Origin of the sequence: Arthrobacter sp. YC-RL1 (assembly GCF_001454985.1) — a bacterium.
In the GTDB taxonomy this organism is placed as follows: Bacteria; Actinomycetota; Actinomycetes; order Actinomycetales; family Micrococcaceae; genus Glutamicibacter; species Glutamicibacter soli.
Map to the genome: position 1 here is coordinate 2,422,889 of NZ_CP013297.1, position 14,410 is coordinate 2,437,298.

Consider the following 14,410-nt stretch of genomic DNA (forward strand, 5'->3'; position numbering starts at 1 on the left):
GCCGCCTAAACTGATGGCCCACACACCAGCTGGTGTGTGGGCCATCAGTCGTTTCCGCCAGCACCGCATTGCTCGGAAGACAACAAATTCAGGATGCACGCCGGTATTCCAGCTGCGGCCGCAGCTGGAGCAGTACATCGATATAGTTCTCATTCGGCATTTTCAGCCTCTTGTTGAGGTCGGCCACGAATTCCGCATCTTTCGCCAGGCTGCGCAATCTCGAAATCGGAAGCGGCTTGCTCAACTGAACACCACGGCTATCCAGCACCACGAAGATGCCGGGCTCGACTTCGTCCAATGTCAGCGCCAGCTCCGGCGTATCGGTATTGCCCACTGATCGTGAGGTCATGGCCCACTCACCTTCTTCATGTGCTTCCATGTTATTCCTTTTCAGTTTCGCGCTGGTGGTCAGTTCGGCTGTGGCCTTCCGCTGACGGGTTGCTCAAGGTCTTCAACAACGAACTCAGCCACAATCAGTTCGGAAGCCAGCGACCTGACTATCGCCAGCTCCGCCCGGTTCACATGCCACCGGGTTCTTGCCCTCCATCCGTATTTCACGATGTCCTTGCCGTTTTTCCACGCAAGCTCAGGCGCAGCAGTTCCGGCCTGGACCTTCAACAAGCCTATTCCCGTGGCATGCAACGCCTGGTTCTCGCTATCGAGAAGCAGGATCGCATATTCAACACGTTTCCACCATTGGTCAGCATGATCCACGCGAGTCCGCAGTCGCAAGGTACGAACAGCGGCCCACGCCGCGGCTGCCGCAACTATCGGGGCAACCGCCGGCGCAAACTTGCCCAGGCCCTCAATGCCGGGCCCCATCCATTCCCAGAGAGAATCGATCTCCATCCCTGCATGGTATTCGGATAATTGGCACCCGGAAATTGTTTATCCACAGCAGCCGGTGCCGAACGCCCGGCTGGCTAGGCAACCCGTCGCCGCAAGTATCCTCCATTCGGATGATCTTCGGCTCAAACGCCCCCGGATTTTCGGTTGTTTTCGGCCAACGAACTAGAGTTAAACTGATCCCACCCCATTTCGCGACACCGCTAGGACCATACCCGCATGCAGCGCTTGGCCATCTTGTCTCTGAAAAACCGGGCGCTCATCGCGCTGGTCACGGTCTTTGCCGCCGTCTTCGGCGTCATTTCCATGAGTTCGCTCAAGCAGGAGCTCATACCCTCCCTCGAGTTCCCGCAGATCTCCGTCATGGCCACCCAGACGGGCGCGAGCCCCGAGGTCATCGACGAGCAGGTCGCCGGCCCGCTGGAGACCGCCCTGCAGGCGGTGGAGGGCCTTGAATCCTCGACCGCGACCTCGCAGACCGGCTTCACCCGCATCTCGCTGATGCTGGAGTACGGCACGGACATGGACCGCGCCCGCTCCCAGGTGGACCGCGCGATCGCGAACGCCAAGTCCAGCCTGCCGGAAGACGTGGAGCCCACGGCCTTCGCCGGCTCGATCGCCGACTTCCCGATCATGCAGATGGCGATCTCCTCCGACAAGTCGCTTCAGGCGCTGAATGACGACGTCGAACGCATTATGCTGCCCAAGCTGCAGAAGATCGACGGGGTGCGTGAGGCCTCCGTCTCCGGCGGCGCCTCCCAGCACATCGCGGTGATCCCGGACGACGCGAAGCTGCGCGCCGCCGGGCTGACGGTGGCGGATCTGAAGGACGGCATCGAGAACGCCGGTTCCCCGATGCCCATCGGCACCCTGGACGTGGACAACCTGACCCTGCCGGTGATCGCCGGCTCCGCCCCGGACACGCTGGCGGCGATCAAGGAAATCCCGCTGCCGGCCGACAAGGGCCCGGTGCTGCTGCAGGATGTCGCCAAGGTCTCGGTGCAGGCCGATACGGCCACCAGCATCACCCGCACCAACGGCGCCGAAACGCTGTCGGTGGCAATCACCAAAACCCCGGACGGGGACACCGTGGGCCTGTCCCACGAGATCACCGGCATGCTCGACGAGCTGCAGGCGGAGCTCGGCTCCAATGCCAAGATCACCACCATCTTCGACCAGGCCCCGTTCATCGAGTCCTCCATCGAGTCGCTGACCACCGAGGGAGCGCTGGGCCTGGGCTTCGCGGTGCTGGTCATCCTGGTCTTCCTCTTCTCCATCCGCTCCACCCTGGTCACCGCGATCTCCATCCCGCTGTCCCTGATGGTCACCTTCATCGGCATGAACGCCGGCGGCTACACGCTGAACATGCTGACCCTGGGCGCGCTGACCATCTCGATCGGCCGCGTGGTGGACGACTCGATCGTGGTCATCGAGAACATCAAGCGCCACCTGGCGCACGGCGAATCCAAGTCGCAGGCGATCCTGCTGGCCGTGAAGGAAGTCGCCGGGGCCATCACCGCCGCGACGCTGACCACCGTTGCGGTGTTCCTGCCGATCGCGCTGGTCGGCGGCATGGCCGGCGAGCTGTTCCGCCCGTTCGCGATGACCATGACCATCGCGCTGCTTGCCTCGCTGGTCGTCTCGCTGACCATCGTGCCGGTGCTTGCCTATTGGTTCCTGCCGCACCGCCCGGGCAGCGCCGCCACCCAGACCGTGCACCTGGCCGAGGACAAGTCCTGGATGCAGCGCGCCTACGCCCCGGTGCTGCGCGGCACCCAGAAGCACCCGGTCATCACGCTGCTGGCCTCCGTGCTGATCCTGGCCGGCACCGTGGCGATGACCCCGCTGCTGCAGACCAACCTGCTGGGCAACACCGGGGAGAACTCGATCTCCATCACCCAGAAGATGGCCCCGGGCACCTCGCTGGAAACCACCCGCAAGGAAGCCGAGAAGGTCGAGGCCGTGCTGCGCCAGACCGAGGGCATCACCGACGTGCAGATGACCGTGGGCTCGGCCAGCGGCTTCGCGGCGATGTTCTCCTCCGGTTCGGACACCGCGAACTTCACCGCGATCACCGACCCCGACGCCGACCAGCTGGCGCTGGCCGACACGGTGCGCGCCGAGCTGGATACGCTCACCCTGCCCGAGGACTCGTCCCTGAAGTTCTCCGGCAGCTCAGGGGGCATGATGTCCTCCGACGTGACCGTGGAGGTGAAGGCCCCGAACGAGGACATCCTGCGCGATGCCGCCGCCAAGGTCAGCCAGGCCATGGAGGGCACCGAGCACGTCACCCAGCTCAGCGACAACCTCTCCGCGATGCGCGAGCAGGTCAGCATCGACATCGATGCGAAGAAGGCCGCCGCGGCCGGGCTGACCGAGACCGAGCTGTCCGGGATCGTCGCCTCCCAGGTCTCCCCGGTGCCGGCCGGCACGCTGCGCCTGGAATTCACCGACATGAGCGTGCTGATCGGCGAGGGCATGGACTTGACCTCGCTGAAGGAGCTGCAGGAGCTGCAGATCCCGACCGCCTCCGGCGTGAAGCAGCTGCAGGACCTGGCCACGGTGGAACGCACCGACGTGGTCCGCCAGGTCACCACCTCCAACGGCCAGCGCATCGCCACGGTGTCACTGACGCCGCAGGAGAACATGCTCGGCTCGGTCTCCCGGCAGGTCACCGAGCGCCTGGCCGACGTGGAGCTGCCCGAGGGCGCGACCGCGCAAATCGGCGGCGCCGCCACCGAGCAGGCCGAGTCCTTCAACCAGCTCTACCTGGCGCTGCTGGCGGCCGTGGCGATCGTCTACGTGATCATGGTGGCGACCTTCAAGTCGCTTATCCAGCCGCTGATCCTGCTGGTCTCCATCCCGTTCGCCGCCACCGGCGCGATCGGCCTGCTGCTGGCCACCGGCATCCCGCTGGGCCTGCCGTCGCTGATCGGCATGCTGATGCTGGTGGGCATCGTGGTCACCAACGCGATCGTGCTGATCGACCTGATCAACCAGTACCGCCATGCGACGCCCGAACGCGCGGCGATGAGCCTGCAGGACGCGATCACGCACGGCGCCCGCCAGCGCCTGCGCCCGATCCTGATGACCGCGCTGGCCACCATCTTCGCGCTGATGCCGATGGCGCTGGGCCTCACCGGGCAGTCAGGCTTCATCTCGCAGCCGCTGGCCGTGGTGGTCATCGGAGGCCTGGTCTCCTCCACCCTGCTGACCCTGGTACTGGTGCCGGTGCTCTACCACCTGGTCGAATCCCGCAAGGAGCGCTCCGCCCAGCGCCGTTTTGCCCGCCGCGACGCGCAGCGCCAGGCGACCTCGGCTGAGGACCTGGCAGCTGCCATGGACGGCGCGACCGCGCGCATCATCGCGCCGGGTCGGGACAGCGAGTCCGGCCAGCTCGGCGTCGCGGCCAGGCCCGGCAAGTCAGACAAGCCCGCCAAGCCGGCCAAGGCCCCGAAGCAGCCGAGGAAGCAGTCCGGCGCGGATGCGGTTCCCGCGCCGAAGCCCGCTTCCGAGGCGGCCAAGGACAGCGGCCAGATCGTGAACCCGGCGACCGGCCAGTTGCCACTCTCCCGCAAGGAGCGCAAGGAATTCGAGCAGATGCTGCGCGGATCCGCGCAGGACCAGCCGGATTCCGGGGATCCCGGCGCTTCCGGGGAACCGGGCACGCGCCGCTAGGCCGCGGCGCGCAGAAGCCGGGGCGGGTGCATCGACTGATGCTCCCGCCCCGGCTTTGCCGTGCACGGACCCTGGGCCTAGCTGACCTGGCTCCCCGCCTTGTCGACCCGGCGGTGGAAGCGCATGCCTGCCAGCCCTCCGAGCACGGCTCCCAGCAGCGCCACCGCGGCGACGACCACCAGGGCGATGATTCCCGCCGCACTGAGCGTTCCCTCGTTCACCGGAATCCTCGGGAAGCTGTTGACCTGCGCCAGCACGTTGTACTGGCTGCCGCCGATCCAGCCCAGCAGGGCGACAACAGCGGAAATCACCAGCGCCCACAGCCAGACCGCCACACCCTGCCGGGCTCCGTGGAAGCGGGCCATCCGCCCCGCCACGTAGCCTCCGCAGTAGTAGGAGACCAGGACGATGGCGGCCAGCACGATGATCCCGAGCATTCCCACGGTCTGCGGGTCCTGGTTCAGGCTCTGGGCCACCTCATCCGGGTTGGTTCCGGTGCTGACCCCGACGGCCGTCCCGGCCGCGGCCACCAAGGCGGTGAGCACCACGCCCATGCCGGTGGCGCTCAGCCAGCCGAAGAAGGCCGAGCCGATCTTCATCCCGCCGTACAGGTGCTTTTCCCTTTCCACCGCCGCATTCCGGCTTCGCGGCGGATCCTGCGCCCCGGGCCGGTCAGGGCGAGGCGTCGCGTCCGGCTCGTACCGTTCGCTGCCCGCGAGATTCCGGCCTTCGGCCGCGTCCCGGTCCCGGGGCCGGGTCCCATCGTTATCCATTGGCATGCGGTGCGCTGGTTCCGACGCGCCTTCGCCGCGCGGATCGTTTCCTGCACTGGTGCTCATGATTCCTCCTAGCTGACTTGGCCTGTGCCGTCGCCCTGCGACAGGCGGCCCGGGCTAGATCCCGTCATCCCGGGACCGGTCGCGGTTCGCCGGATCCACGCGTCCGGAATCCCCCTCGGTTTCCACTTCTTCCTTGCGCAACCGCTCGGTCACCTGCTCATCCTCGGTGACCGTCTCGGTGCCCAAACTGACCTTCTCCACCGGAACGGCTTCCTTCTCCACGACCGGGCGTTCGGCATGCAGGGTGACTTCTTCTTCCTGCTCGCCAAGCTCGGTCTCGCCGGCCACGCCTGCGGCGCCGTCTCCGGCCAGCGGCTCACGTTCCACCCGGACTTTCTCGTGGCTGACCGGAACCGTGGTCGTGACGTCCTCGGTGACCACGTACTTGCGCAACCTGACTCGCCCGGTCTCCACCGACTCGGTCCCGACACGCAGCTGTTCCTCGGAGCGGGTCATGGACTGGTCCGCGCCATGGCCCGCCACTGGCTCGTCCTGTCCGCGAACCGGGTCCATCTCGTCTTGGACGCCCGCGCTCTCGCCTGGTGCCAGGGTGCCGACACCGCCGCCCAATGGATCGTCGGCGGTGCGGTCCATGCCGGACTCGCGATCCATTCCCGTGCCGCGGTCTGCTTCGATTCCCTCAGGCCCCGTGGCATCGTAGGCGCGGTTGTAATAGCGGTAGAGTTCCTGTTCGTCCGCCGGGCTCAAATGCCCGTCCTGGTCGTCTATGCGCGGTGCGCCCTTGACCGTCTGCTTGTCGAATGGCACGGTCACGGTGTCGCCGTCCACGCTGGCCTCATCCAGCGGGACGAAGCTCTCGGAAAGTCCGAACAACCCCGTGCGCACGGTGACCCACTGCGGTTCTCCGGTCTGGTCATCCAAAAAGACCTGGCCGAACTTGCCGATCTTCTCCCCGTCGGCTCCTACGACTGTTCCGTCGTGGTGCAGCAATTCGTCAATCTGGTGCTTGTCAATCATGATTTCGTTCCTCCCGTGGCGGTATTCGGTAGTTCGATATTCCGGAAAGCGTTGGCTTCACGGATGATCCTGCGCCCATGCCGGGCGTGACGTCGTACCATCGATCCATCCGGCGCCGCGGATTGCGCGGCAGCCGGAGCGTGGATATTTCGTACCCAAGGCAGCGTTGATGCCCTTGGGCCACCGTTTTCCCTTCAGCAGGAAGCACCGGCAGGTACGACTATTGCACCCTGCGTTCTGGCCGGTCCGCTGTCTTGCAGCCGCATGGACGATGCCTTGGCAACGACTGTGAACTTGTAAATCTTCTGCCATCGCCACCGGTTCGGTGACATATTTTGCCGTTTGTTCTCGGCCGTTTGTTTCAGGCATCGCGGCGGGCGAATCGGGCCGTCCCGGCAGCCAGAAGCGCCCCAGGCGACAATTATCTAAAGCGCGGTCCTGAACCGTAGGACCCGGCCGCACCAGTGGCCATGAAGGTGGCGGCGTTCTTCGGAAGATTCTAGTTCAGCGGTTTTCACGCCCTGCAAAATGTGGACAACAAGGTCGTGGCCCTGTCCGTGGAAGATTTCTGTAACATCTCGGTGGGCATGGACTGTTCCGAGGTTGCGCGGTCGGTTGACGCGCCGGGACTGGAAAAGCCGTTCTTCACCATCTCCTCGACCATGGCACCGTCGGAATCCACCTGTTGCGACTACGCGGCACGCACCAGGCTGCTGAGCTACGTGCTGGTTTCCGCAGAGCATCTTCATCCCTTGAAGGAGAACTGCCGATGCCCCTGAACGAAACCGATCCCGTCCGCGTCCTCGTTGCCGAGGATAACAACTCGATCCGTGCCGGGTTGCGCACGGTCCTGTGCACGGACAATACAGTGCAGATCGTCACGGGTTGGAAAACGGCTACCGTTGCATCGGGCATGCCCAGCGTCTGGAACCGGATGTCATGCTGCTGGACCTCCGCATGCCCCAGTTTGACGGGCCCTCGGTGCTTGAGAAGCGGCGAACCCAAGACAGCGCACCCAAGGGAACGCAGCCACGGTCCTGATCCTGACGGCCTTCGGCGAGGAAGACTACATCGACCGAGCCTTGCCCGCTGCATTTGTCGCAACCTTGACCGGACGCGAACTTGAGGTACTGGTCCGGCACGGTTCGGGCAATTCGAACGTCGAAATCGCGGCACCCAGGGTTATCATGGAGGCCACGGCGACGGGCTATGTCATCGCCACTGCGAAGGTGTCGCATGCGCGGCCTTTGCCGGCGCTAGTCAGTCTCGCCGGCGGGCGGCCGGGAAGCCGGGGCGGCGAGCAGGTTGGCAAGCCGGGCGGCTGCGGCATGATCGCTGGCCGAGGCCTTCTGGTTCTCCTCGATCACTGCGGCCAGGACTTCGGCACGATGGATTTTCACACCCTTGGGCGCGTCAATTCCTACCTTGATCGAATCGCCTTTCGACTCAAGGATCGTCACTACGATGCCCTCGCCGATCAGGACCTGTTCTCCGACTTTCCGAGTGAGTACCAGCACCTGACTATCATATCCGTCCGAAAGAGTTCGGGTGTCACCACGAAGCCCTCAGTCGGGCAGCCTGAGCACCGGGTACCCCAGCGATTCGACGGTTTCAGGAGTGGAAGTTTGGTCCGAATACAGCGCGATAATGCACGCTACCGCGTGATGTTCGGCCACCTGCCCCACCCAGATGGCGGTGTCCTCGGCCTTAAGGCGTGCATCGACCACCAGTACCATCCGATCCGCGCCCACACTGCGAATCTTCTCCTGCTCGGCTTGGCTACCTGCCGCCGCGAGCTGCATGGCAAGCAGCACACACGTTTCCTCGGCCACCGCCGCGGCCCGGGCCTCCAGCGCCGCTCGTCGGCCGGCAACTATCCGCACCTGACGGCCCTGGCCGATTCCGGGCGCCGCAGGGCCGCCGGAAGCCATCGGCTCGGTTTGGGCGATCAGGTTGCTCCCGTCGTCCAGAAGCATGGACGCGGTGAGAGCGTCGGCGTCCTTGCCGATCAGCAGCACCAAATCCCCCGGCTGTCCCTGGAAGACCTGCTGATTCGTCGTGGTCGTCGCAGCCTTGCGTTGCGGCTGCCGGGCAGGGGCAGCAGGTTCCGGGTTCGCCGCCCGCCGGCCCGCCGCCGGGTAGAGGGAAAAACTCTGGGCATCGAGCACCGCGTCGAAATCCACGGCCTTTGCGGGTTCGGATCCTTGACCGGCAAGCTGCAATTCGGCAGCCTCGGCGCGTTCAAGCAGCTGGCCCACCACGCTCTGGCCAGCGGCCGGCGCCTGACGGGCAGGAGTCGGCTCCGCGGGCTTCCGCGGACCGCGGAGCACCGGGACCAGCCGATGGCGGCGCACCGGTGCCGGGACTGGTTCCTCACGGACCTGGATCACCGCTTCGTAGTGGAATTCGCGCAGCAGGCCACCTGCGCGCGGGGTTGTGATTTTTTCCGCCGAGACCAGATAGGCCTGCGGACCGAAGTCCGCAATGGCCTTGTCCTGGAGCTCCTGCAGGCTGCGGCCCTTAAGCAGATATTGCATCGGCACCGCGCACCACCCCTACCGTCTCGATCTGGGCCCCGCCGGCGGTGGCCTCCTGGTAGGAGAGCACCGCGTCCAACCCAGAGGCCGGGCCGATCAGCCGACGCACCGCGGGCCGCAGCGCCGGCGCGCACACCAGCACGGCTGACACACCGCGGTTCTGCAGGTCGGCTGCGATCTTCTTGACCGAGTCCAGCACCGCTTCCAGCCTCCGCGCATCGAACATGATCTGGCTTCCGGCGTCCCCCGGACGCAGGGCTTCCAGCATTCCCTGTTCCACCACCGGGTCGATCATGACGACCCGCAACGTGGATCCCTGCAGGTATTTTGCGGCGATCGCCGGACCCAGCGCCTCGCGGGCAGACTCGATCAGGTTTTCCGGCGCGGTGCCGGTTTTCGCCTGCAGCGACAGGGCTTCGAAGATGCGCGCCAAGTCGTTGATGGCCACGGCTTCGCCCAGCAACCCCTGCAGCACGCGCTGCACTTCAGCAAGAGAGAGCAACGAGGGCACCAGCTCTTCGACTGCGGAAGGGCTTTGCTCGCGCAGCGCGTCGGTCATGACACGCACGTCTTCGCGGGTGAGCAGGCGCGGGGCCTGTTCCTGCACGATGGATGACAGGTGCGTGATGATCACCGAGATCCGGTCGATCGTCGTAGCTCCGGCCATGTCCGCGGTGTGCCTTAATTCGGCGGGCACCCATTTGCCGGCCAGCCCGAACACCGGCTCATGGACCAGCTGTCCGGGCAGCGAATCCAGCTGGTCGCCCAGGGCCAGCACCTTGCCGCGCGGAGCGGTGCCGCGTCCGGCTTCCACCCCGGCGATCAGGATCGCGTAGGTGGCCGGGGGCAGCTCCACGTTGTCGCGGGTGCGCACCGGGGGCAGCACGATGCCCAGGTCCATGGCGATGCGCCGGCGCAGGGCGCGCACCCGGGCCAGCAAGTCGTCTCCGCCGCCGTTGACCACGTCCACCAGGTCTGCTGCCAGCTGCACCTCGATGGCATGGACCTTCATGCGTTCAAGCAGTTCGGCCGGGGTCTCCGGGGTGGCGCCCTGCGGTTCTGCCGCCGCCTGCGCGGCGGCCTGCGCCTCTTTCTCGTCCCGGGCCTTGATCCGGCCGGCGAACCAGAGCAGCAGCCCTCCGATGAATACGAAAGGCAGCTTGGGCATGCCCGGCACCAGCGCCAGCGCCACGGCGCAGCCCCCGGCAATGAGCAGCGCCGCCCGCGACTGCCCCAGCTGCGCCGACGCGGTGGCACCCATGTCGTCGGCCGAGTTGGAGCGGGTGACGATCATACCGGTGGAGACCGCCATGAGCAGGGCCGGAATCTGGGTGGCCAGGCCGTCGCCGATGGTCAGCAGCGCATAGGTGTTCAACGCGTCGGCGATCTCCATGCCGCGCGAAAGCATGCCGATGCCGATGCCGCCAAGCAGGTTGATGATGATGATCACCAGGCCGGCGATCGCATCGCCCTTGACGAACTTGCTCGCGCCGTCCATCGCCCCGTAGAAGTCGGCTTCCGCAGCGACTTCCGCGCGGCGCTCCCGCGCTTGGCTGTCGGTGATCAGCCCGGCGTTCAGGTCCGCGTCGATGGCCATCTGCTTGCCCGGCATGGCGTCCAGCGTGAACCGCGCTCCCACCTCGGCCACGCGTTCGGCGCCCTTGGTGACCACCACGAACTGGATCACCACCAGAATCAGGAAGATGACGAACCCGATGACCAGCGATCCGCCGATGGTGATGTGCCCGAAGGCCTCGATCACCTCACCGGCATAGCCCTGGCTGAGCACCAGCCGGGTGGAGGCCACGTTCAGCCCCAGGCGCAGCAGCGTGGCCACGAGCAGCAACGAGGGAAACACGGAGAAGTCCAGCGGGCGCTTGGCGAACATGGTCAGCAGCAGGACCACCAGGGACAGCAGAATGCTGGTGGCAAAGAGGATATCGAGCAGCGCCGCGGGGATGGGCACCACGAGCAGCAGCACGATGCCCACCACGCCCACCGGCACGGCGATCTTGGACAATTGCGAGTAGTTCATCGAGGTCTTCCTGTGCTAGCTGCCGGATCCGGCGGCGGGTGCGGTATGAATGCCTGTGGAGGCGCCACGGGATTTGAGTTTCATGACGAAGGCCAGCACCCTGGCCACGTCGGTGTAGCTGTCAGCGGGGATCTCCTCGCCGACGTCGCACTGCGCGTGCAGGCCGCGCGCCAGTGGAATGTCCCGGATCATCGGAACCCGGTGCTCGGCGGCCACTTCGCGCAGTCGGGCGGCGATGTCCCCTGCCCCCTTGGCCACCACGGTGGGCGCCGAAATGCCTGGCTGATAACGCAAGGCGACCGCCACGTGGGTCGGGTTCACGATCACCACGTCGGCGTCTGCCACGGCGGCGATCATCGCATTGCGGCTGAGCGCCAGCTGCCGGGCCCGGCGCTGGGACTTCACCAGCGGGTCCCCTTCGCTGCGCTTGTGCTCGTCGGTCAGTTCCTTGCGGGTCATCCGCGTGTGCTTGCGGTTGCGCCGCATGACCACCAGCACGTCCGCGGCGGCCAGCACCAGCCCGGCGGCCACCGAAGCCTGGATCAACCAGCCGGCCCCCTGTCCTCCGGTGCTCAGCAGGGAGGACAACGGCAGCGCCCCGGACTGCAGCAGCATCGGCATCAGGGACTGCACCACCAGCCACAGCACCAGCCCGATCACCGCGACCTTCAGCAGCGCCTTGATCCCCTGCCACAGTGCCGCGAAGCCGAACACCCGGGACAGCCCGGCAACCGGATTGAGATTCGACGGATCCAACCGGAACTGGCGGAAACGAATGCCTCCCTGCAGCGCGGAGACAGCGATCACAACCACCAGGCCCACGAGGAACAGCGGGCCCACTGTCGCAGCCATGGATCCCAGCGACTGGGCAAGCAGCGCCACGGCTGCCTCGGGGTCCGGGTGCGCGGCCAGCGGGCGCAGCGCGGCGAAGTGGACTGCCCCGGCTTCCCTGGCGCGTTCAAGCACTCCTGGCACCATCAGGGCCGCGGCACCCAGTCCGAGCCAGGCGGCCAGGTCCTGCGAGCGGCTCATCTTGCCCTTGGAGTGGACTTCCTTCATCCGCTGGCTGGTCGCCTTTTCGCTGCGCTCCCCCGAGTCCGGCGTCATCGCGGCACCATCGCCGGCAGTAGTTCCAGCCCGTCGCGCACCAGCGCGGAGACGATGGAGGGCAGCACCACGAACACCGTTCCGGCCAGGGCCAGGGTGATAAAGATCTTCAGCGGAAAGCCCATGGCGAACGCATTAAGCGCCGGTGCGGCGCGGGTCAGCAGCCCCAGCCCGAAATCCGCGAGCACCAGGACCACCAGCAGCGGACCGGCGATCTGGACGGCCGCCACGAACATCTGCGGCACCGCGGCGGCCAGGGACTGCGCTGCGCCGGACAAGGCCAGCCCGGCGCCCAGCGGCACCGCGGAGAACGAGGTGAACACCCCGGCCAACACCAACTGGTAGCCGTCGGAGGCAACCAGCAGCGCGAGCGCGGCGAAATGGAAAAAGCGGGCGAATTGGGCGCCGTTGACCATGGACTGCGGGTCGAAGCCCTGGGCCATGGAGAAGCCGCCGAACAGGTCGATCAGGTTGCCCGCGGACTGCACCGCGGCGAAAACCAGCAGGATCATGAATCCCATGCAGGCCCCGGCCGCCAGCTCCAGCACCAGCAGGCCAAGGTACCCGGCGGTGTTCGGCGACACGTAGTCCGGGGCAAGTTTCGGGGTCACCGCCAGGGCCAGGGCCACGCCGAGCATGCCCTTGATGCGCAGCGGGATCGAGTTGTGGGAAAAGGGCGGGGCGAGCATCAGGAAGGCGGTGATGCGCACGGCGGCGAGCATCAGCACCTCAAGGAAGTGCAGCTGCAAAGTGAAATGCATCAGCTGCCATCCAGCAGCAGGGGCAGCTTGCCGAACAGCTCGTGGGTGAACAGCACTGCCTCGGAGATCATCCAGTGCCCGCAGACCACGAGCGCCACCGCCACTGCCACCGCCTTGGGCACGAAGGACAACGTGACTTCCTGGATCTGGGTCATCGACTGGAACAGCGAGATGGCGAAGCCGACCACCAGCGAGGTGATCAGCACCGGGGCGGCCAGCTTGGCCGCCAGCATCAGCCCGGAGAGCCCGATGTCCAGCACTGCATTGGAATCCATGGCTCACCCGCCTGCAATCTGGTAGGAACCGACCAAAGCGGTGATGATCAGCGACCACCCGTCGACCAGCACAAACAGCAGGATCTTGAACGGCAGCGAGATCATCACCGGAGGAAGCATCATCATGCCCATGGACATCAGCGCGGAGGCGACAACCAGATCGATGACCAAAAATGGCACAAAAATCACGAAGCCGATGATGAATGCTGCGCGCAGCTCGGAAATCATGAACGCCGGGATCAGGGTGGTCAAGTCAACATCGGCGGGGCTTGCGGGGTTGGGCAGCTGGGCGGCGCGCGTCATCAGCGCGATGTCCGCTTCCCGGGTATGGGCCAGCATGAAGTCGCGCAGCGGCTCCATGCCGATGTCCAGCGCTCCATTCAGATCCAGCTCCCCGGACAGGTACGGCTGCACTCCCAGCTCGTTCATCTGGCCGAGGACCGGCCCCATGATGAACAACGACAAGAACAGGGACAGCCCGGCCAGCACCTGGTTGGGCGGGATGCTCGGCAGCGACAGCGCGTTGCGGGTCAGCGCCAGCACCACAAAAATCTTGGTGAATGAACTCATCATGAGCAGCAACGCCGGGGCCACCGACAGCAGCGTGATGGCGATCAGCGTGACGATCGCGGAATTCGGGGTGCCGTTCGGGCCGTTGATGTCCACCGAGATGCCGCCGCCGGGCACGGCAGGCTCCGGGGTGGCGGGGGTCGCCAAGGCCGCCGGGGCGGCCAGCAGCAACCAGGCCAGATAGGCGGCGGCCAGTACGGCGGCAACCAGCAGCCGCAGCTGGTTCCCGGACCCGGCAGCACCCCGGTTCGCCCGGGGGCGCCTCACCGGCGCGGCCCTCGGCGCAGCGCATGCTGGGCGTCGCGCCAGGTCTGGACGTCCAGGATGGAGCCGGAGAGCATACCCGGGCGCGTGGAGGCCTGGGAACTGCGGCGCAGCTCGGCTTCGAACGCGTTCACTGCGCGCAGGCTCTTGCGGGTGGGCGCCGCCGGCGGGGTGTCGCGGTCCTGTTCGCCGTCCGGCAGATCGTCAACCAGCACCGGGCCGGCGGCAGGCTGCCCGGGCTGCGTGGCCGATTCGGCGACCTGCGCTGCCGCGGGGGCGTCATAACTGTCGATGACGTTGACCGCGGCTTCGCTGACGCCCAGCAGATAGCGCCGGCCCTCGACGTCGATCAGCACCGCCGAGGATTTCGGGCCCAGCGGCTGCCGCTGCACCACTGACAACAGCGAGCTGCCCGGGGTGCCGAGACGGGTGGAGAATTTCCTTCGCAGGTAGAGCAGCAGGCCGAAGACCGCGGCGAGCGAGAGCACTACCCTCAGGAACAGGAGAATGCCGTCCACGC

At 66.3% G+C, this 14,410-nt stretch carries 14 protein-coding genes; 2 read left to right on the forward strand and 12 right to left on the reverse strand.

Annotated elements, in window-relative coordinates:
• Nucleotides 1–88: 88 nt before the first annotated feature.
• Nucleotides 89–379 carry a hypothetical protein gene (locus ATC04_RS11200; RefSeq protein ID WP_047118849.1) on the reverse strand — a complete coding sequence of 97 codons (291 nt, stop codon included), beginning with the start codon at nucleotides 377–379 and terminating at the stop codon, nucleotides 89–91.
• Nucleotides 380–408: 29 nt separating this feature from the next.
• On the reverse strand, nucleotides 409–849 hold the full coding sequence (locus tag ATC04_RS11205; protein ID WP_047118848.1) for a hypothetical protein: 441 nt from the start codon (nucleotides 847–849) through the stop codon (nucleotides 409–411).
• Nucleotides 850–1,065: 216 nt separating this feature from the next.
• Here ATC04_RS11205 and ATC04_RS11210 point away from each other — a divergent pair, with 216 nt between their 5' ends.
• The gene (locus ATC04_RS11210; RefSeq protein WP_047118847.1) at nucleotides 1,066–4,524 is read left to right on the forward strand and encodes an efflux RND transporter permease subunit; all 3,459 of its coding nucleotides are present in this window, start codon (nucleotides 1,066–1,068) and stop codon (nucleotides 4,522–4,524) included.
• Nucleotides 4,525–4,601: 77 nt separating this feature from the next.
• Here the strand turns inward: ATC04_RS11210 and ATC04_RS11215 are convergent, their stop codons facing one another.
• Nucleotides 4,602–5,363: a hypothetical protein gene (locus ATC04_RS11215; protein WP_047118846.1), complete on the reverse strand. Its 762-nt coding sequence runs from the start codon at nucleotides 5,361–5,363 to the stop codon at nucleotides 4,602–4,604.
• Nucleotides 5,364–5,417: 54 nt separating this feature from the next.
• On the reverse strand, nucleotides 5,418–6,341 hold the full coding sequence (locus tag ATC04_RS11220) for a PRC and DUF2382 domain-containing protein (RefSeq protein WP_060617025.1): 924 nt from the start codon (nucleotides 6,339–6,341) through the stop codon (nucleotides 5,418–5,420).
• A 530-nt stretch (nucleotides 6,342–6,871) separates the two neighbouring features.
• Here ATC04_RS11220 and ATC04_RS11225 point away from each other — a divergent pair.
• The gene (locus tag ATC04_RS11225; RefSeq protein WP_047118844.1) at nucleotides 6,872–7,120 is read left to right on the forward strand and encodes a hypothetical protein; all 249 of its coding nucleotides are present in this window, start codon (nucleotides 6,872–6,874) and stop codon (nucleotides 7,118–7,120) included.
• A 477-nt stretch (nucleotides 7,121–7,597) separates the two neighbouring features.
• Here ATC04_RS11225 and csrA read toward each other — a convergent pair whose 3' ends face one another.
• Genes csrA through ATC04_RS11265 form a run of 8 tightly spaced genes read right to left on the reverse strand, consistent with a single transcriptional unit; the run spans nucleotide 7,598 to nucleotide 14,408 of the window.
• Nucleotides 7,598–7,858, reverse strand: coding sequence for a carbon storage regulator CsrA (gene csrA / locus ATC04_RS11230; protein ID WP_047118843.1), 261 nt, complete (start codon nucleotides 7,856–7,858; stop codon nucleotides 7,598–7,600).
• Nucleotides 7,859–7,906: 48 nt separating this feature from the next.
• The gene (locus ATC04_RS11235) at nucleotides 7,907–8,878 is read right to left on the reverse strand and encodes a hypothetical protein (protein ID WP_047118842.1); all 972 of its coding nucleotides are present in this window, start codon (nucleotides 8,876–8,878) and stop codon (nucleotides 7,907–7,909) included.
• On the reverse strand, nucleotides 8,862–10,913 hold the full coding sequence (locus ATC04_RS11240) for a flagellar biosynthesis protein FlhA (RefSeq protein WP_047118841.1): 2,052 nt from the start codon (nucleotides 10,911–10,913) through the stop codon (nucleotides 8,862–8,864). The genes ATC04_RS11235 and ATC04_RS11240 overlap by 17 nt, the downstream gene beginning before the upstream one ends.
• Nucleotides 10,914–10,928: 15 nt before the next feature.
• Nucleotides 10,929–12,020 carry an EscU/YscU/HrcU family type III secretion system export apparatus switch protein gene (locus tag ATC04_RS11245; RefSeq protein ID WP_047118840.1) on the reverse strand — a complete coding sequence of 364 codons (1,092 nt, stop codon included), beginning with the start codon at nucleotides 12,018–12,020 and terminating at the stop codon, nucleotides 10,929–10,931.
• A complete protein-coding gene (gene fliR, locus ATC04_RS11250; RefSeq protein WP_047118839.1) occupies nucleotides 12,017–12,781 on the reverse strand; it encodes a flagellar biosynthetic protein FliR in 765 nt (254 codons plus the stop codon). Before fliR ends, ATC04_RS11245 begins: the two co-directional genes overlap by 4 nt.
• Complete coding sequence (locus tag ATC04_RS11255) at nucleotides 12,781–13,056, reverse strand: flagellar biosynthetic protein FliQ (protein ID WP_047118838.1); 276 nt, start codon at nucleotides 13,054–13,056, stop codon at nucleotides 12,781–12,783. The genes fliR and ATC04_RS11255 overlap by 1 nt, the downstream gene beginning before the upstream one ends.
• Before the next feature lie 3 nt (nucleotides 13,057–13,059).
• Entirely contained in the window at nucleotides 13,060–13,893 is an 834-nt protein-coding gene (gene fliP, locus ATC04_RS11260; protein ID WP_047118837.1) for a flagellar type III secretion system pore protein FliP, read from the reverse strand.
• Nucleotides 13,890–14,408, reverse strand: a complete 519-nt coding sequence (locus tag ATC04_RS11265; RefSeq protein ID WP_047118836.1) for a flagellar biosynthetic protein FliO — start codon at nucleotides 14,406–14,408, stop codon at nucleotides 13,890–13,892. The genes fliP and ATC04_RS11265 overlap by 4 nt, the downstream gene beginning before the upstream one ends.
• Nucleotides 14,409–14,410 lie beyond the last annotated feature (2 nt).

What these genes read in the sequence shown, in the direction of transcription:
- ATC04_RS11200 (WP_047118849.1), bottom strand. Translation starts at nt 379, where the DNA reads ATGGAAGCACATGAAGAAGGTGAGTGGGCCATGACCTCACGATCAGTG.
- ATC04_RS11205 (WP_047118848.1), bottom strand. Translation starts at nt 849, where the DNA reads ATGGAGATCGATTCTCTCTGGGAATGGATGGGGCCCGGCATTGAGGGC.
- ATC04_RS11210 (WP_047118847.1), top strand. Translation starts at nt 1,066, where the DNA reads ATGCAGCGCTTGGCCATCTTGTCTCTGAAAAACCGGGCGCTCATCGCG.
- ATC04_RS11215 (WP_047118846.1), bottom strand. Translation starts at nt 5,363, where the DNA reads ATGAGCACCAGTGCAGGAAACGATCCGCGCGGCGAAGGCGCGTCGGAA.
- ATC04_RS11220 (WP_060617025.1), bottom strand. Translation starts at nt 6,341, where the DNA reads ATGATTGACAAGCACCAGATTGACGAATTGCTGCACCACGACGGAACA.
- ATC04_RS11235 (WP_047118842.1), bottom strand. Translation starts at nt 8,878, where the DNA reads ATGCAATATCTGCTTAAGGGCCGCAGCCTGCAGGAGCTCCAGGACAAG.
- ATC04_RS11240 (WP_047118841.1), bottom strand. Translation starts at nt 10,913, where the DNA reads ATGAACTACTCGCAATTGTCCAAGATCGCCGTGCCGGTGGGCGTGGTG.
- ATC04_RS11245 (WP_047118840.1), bottom strand. Translation starts at nt 12,020, where the DNA reads ATGACGCCGGACTCGGGGGAGCGCAGCGAAAAGGCGACCAGCCAGCGG.
- fliR (WP_047118839.1), bottom strand. Translation starts at nt 12,781, where the DNA reads ATGCATTTCACTTTGCAGCTGCACTTCCTTGAGGTGCTGATGCTCGCC.
- ATC04_RS11255 (WP_047118838.1), bottom strand. Translation starts at nt 13,056, where the DNA reads ATGGATTCCAATGCAGTGCTGGACATCGGGCTCTCCGGGCTGATGCTG.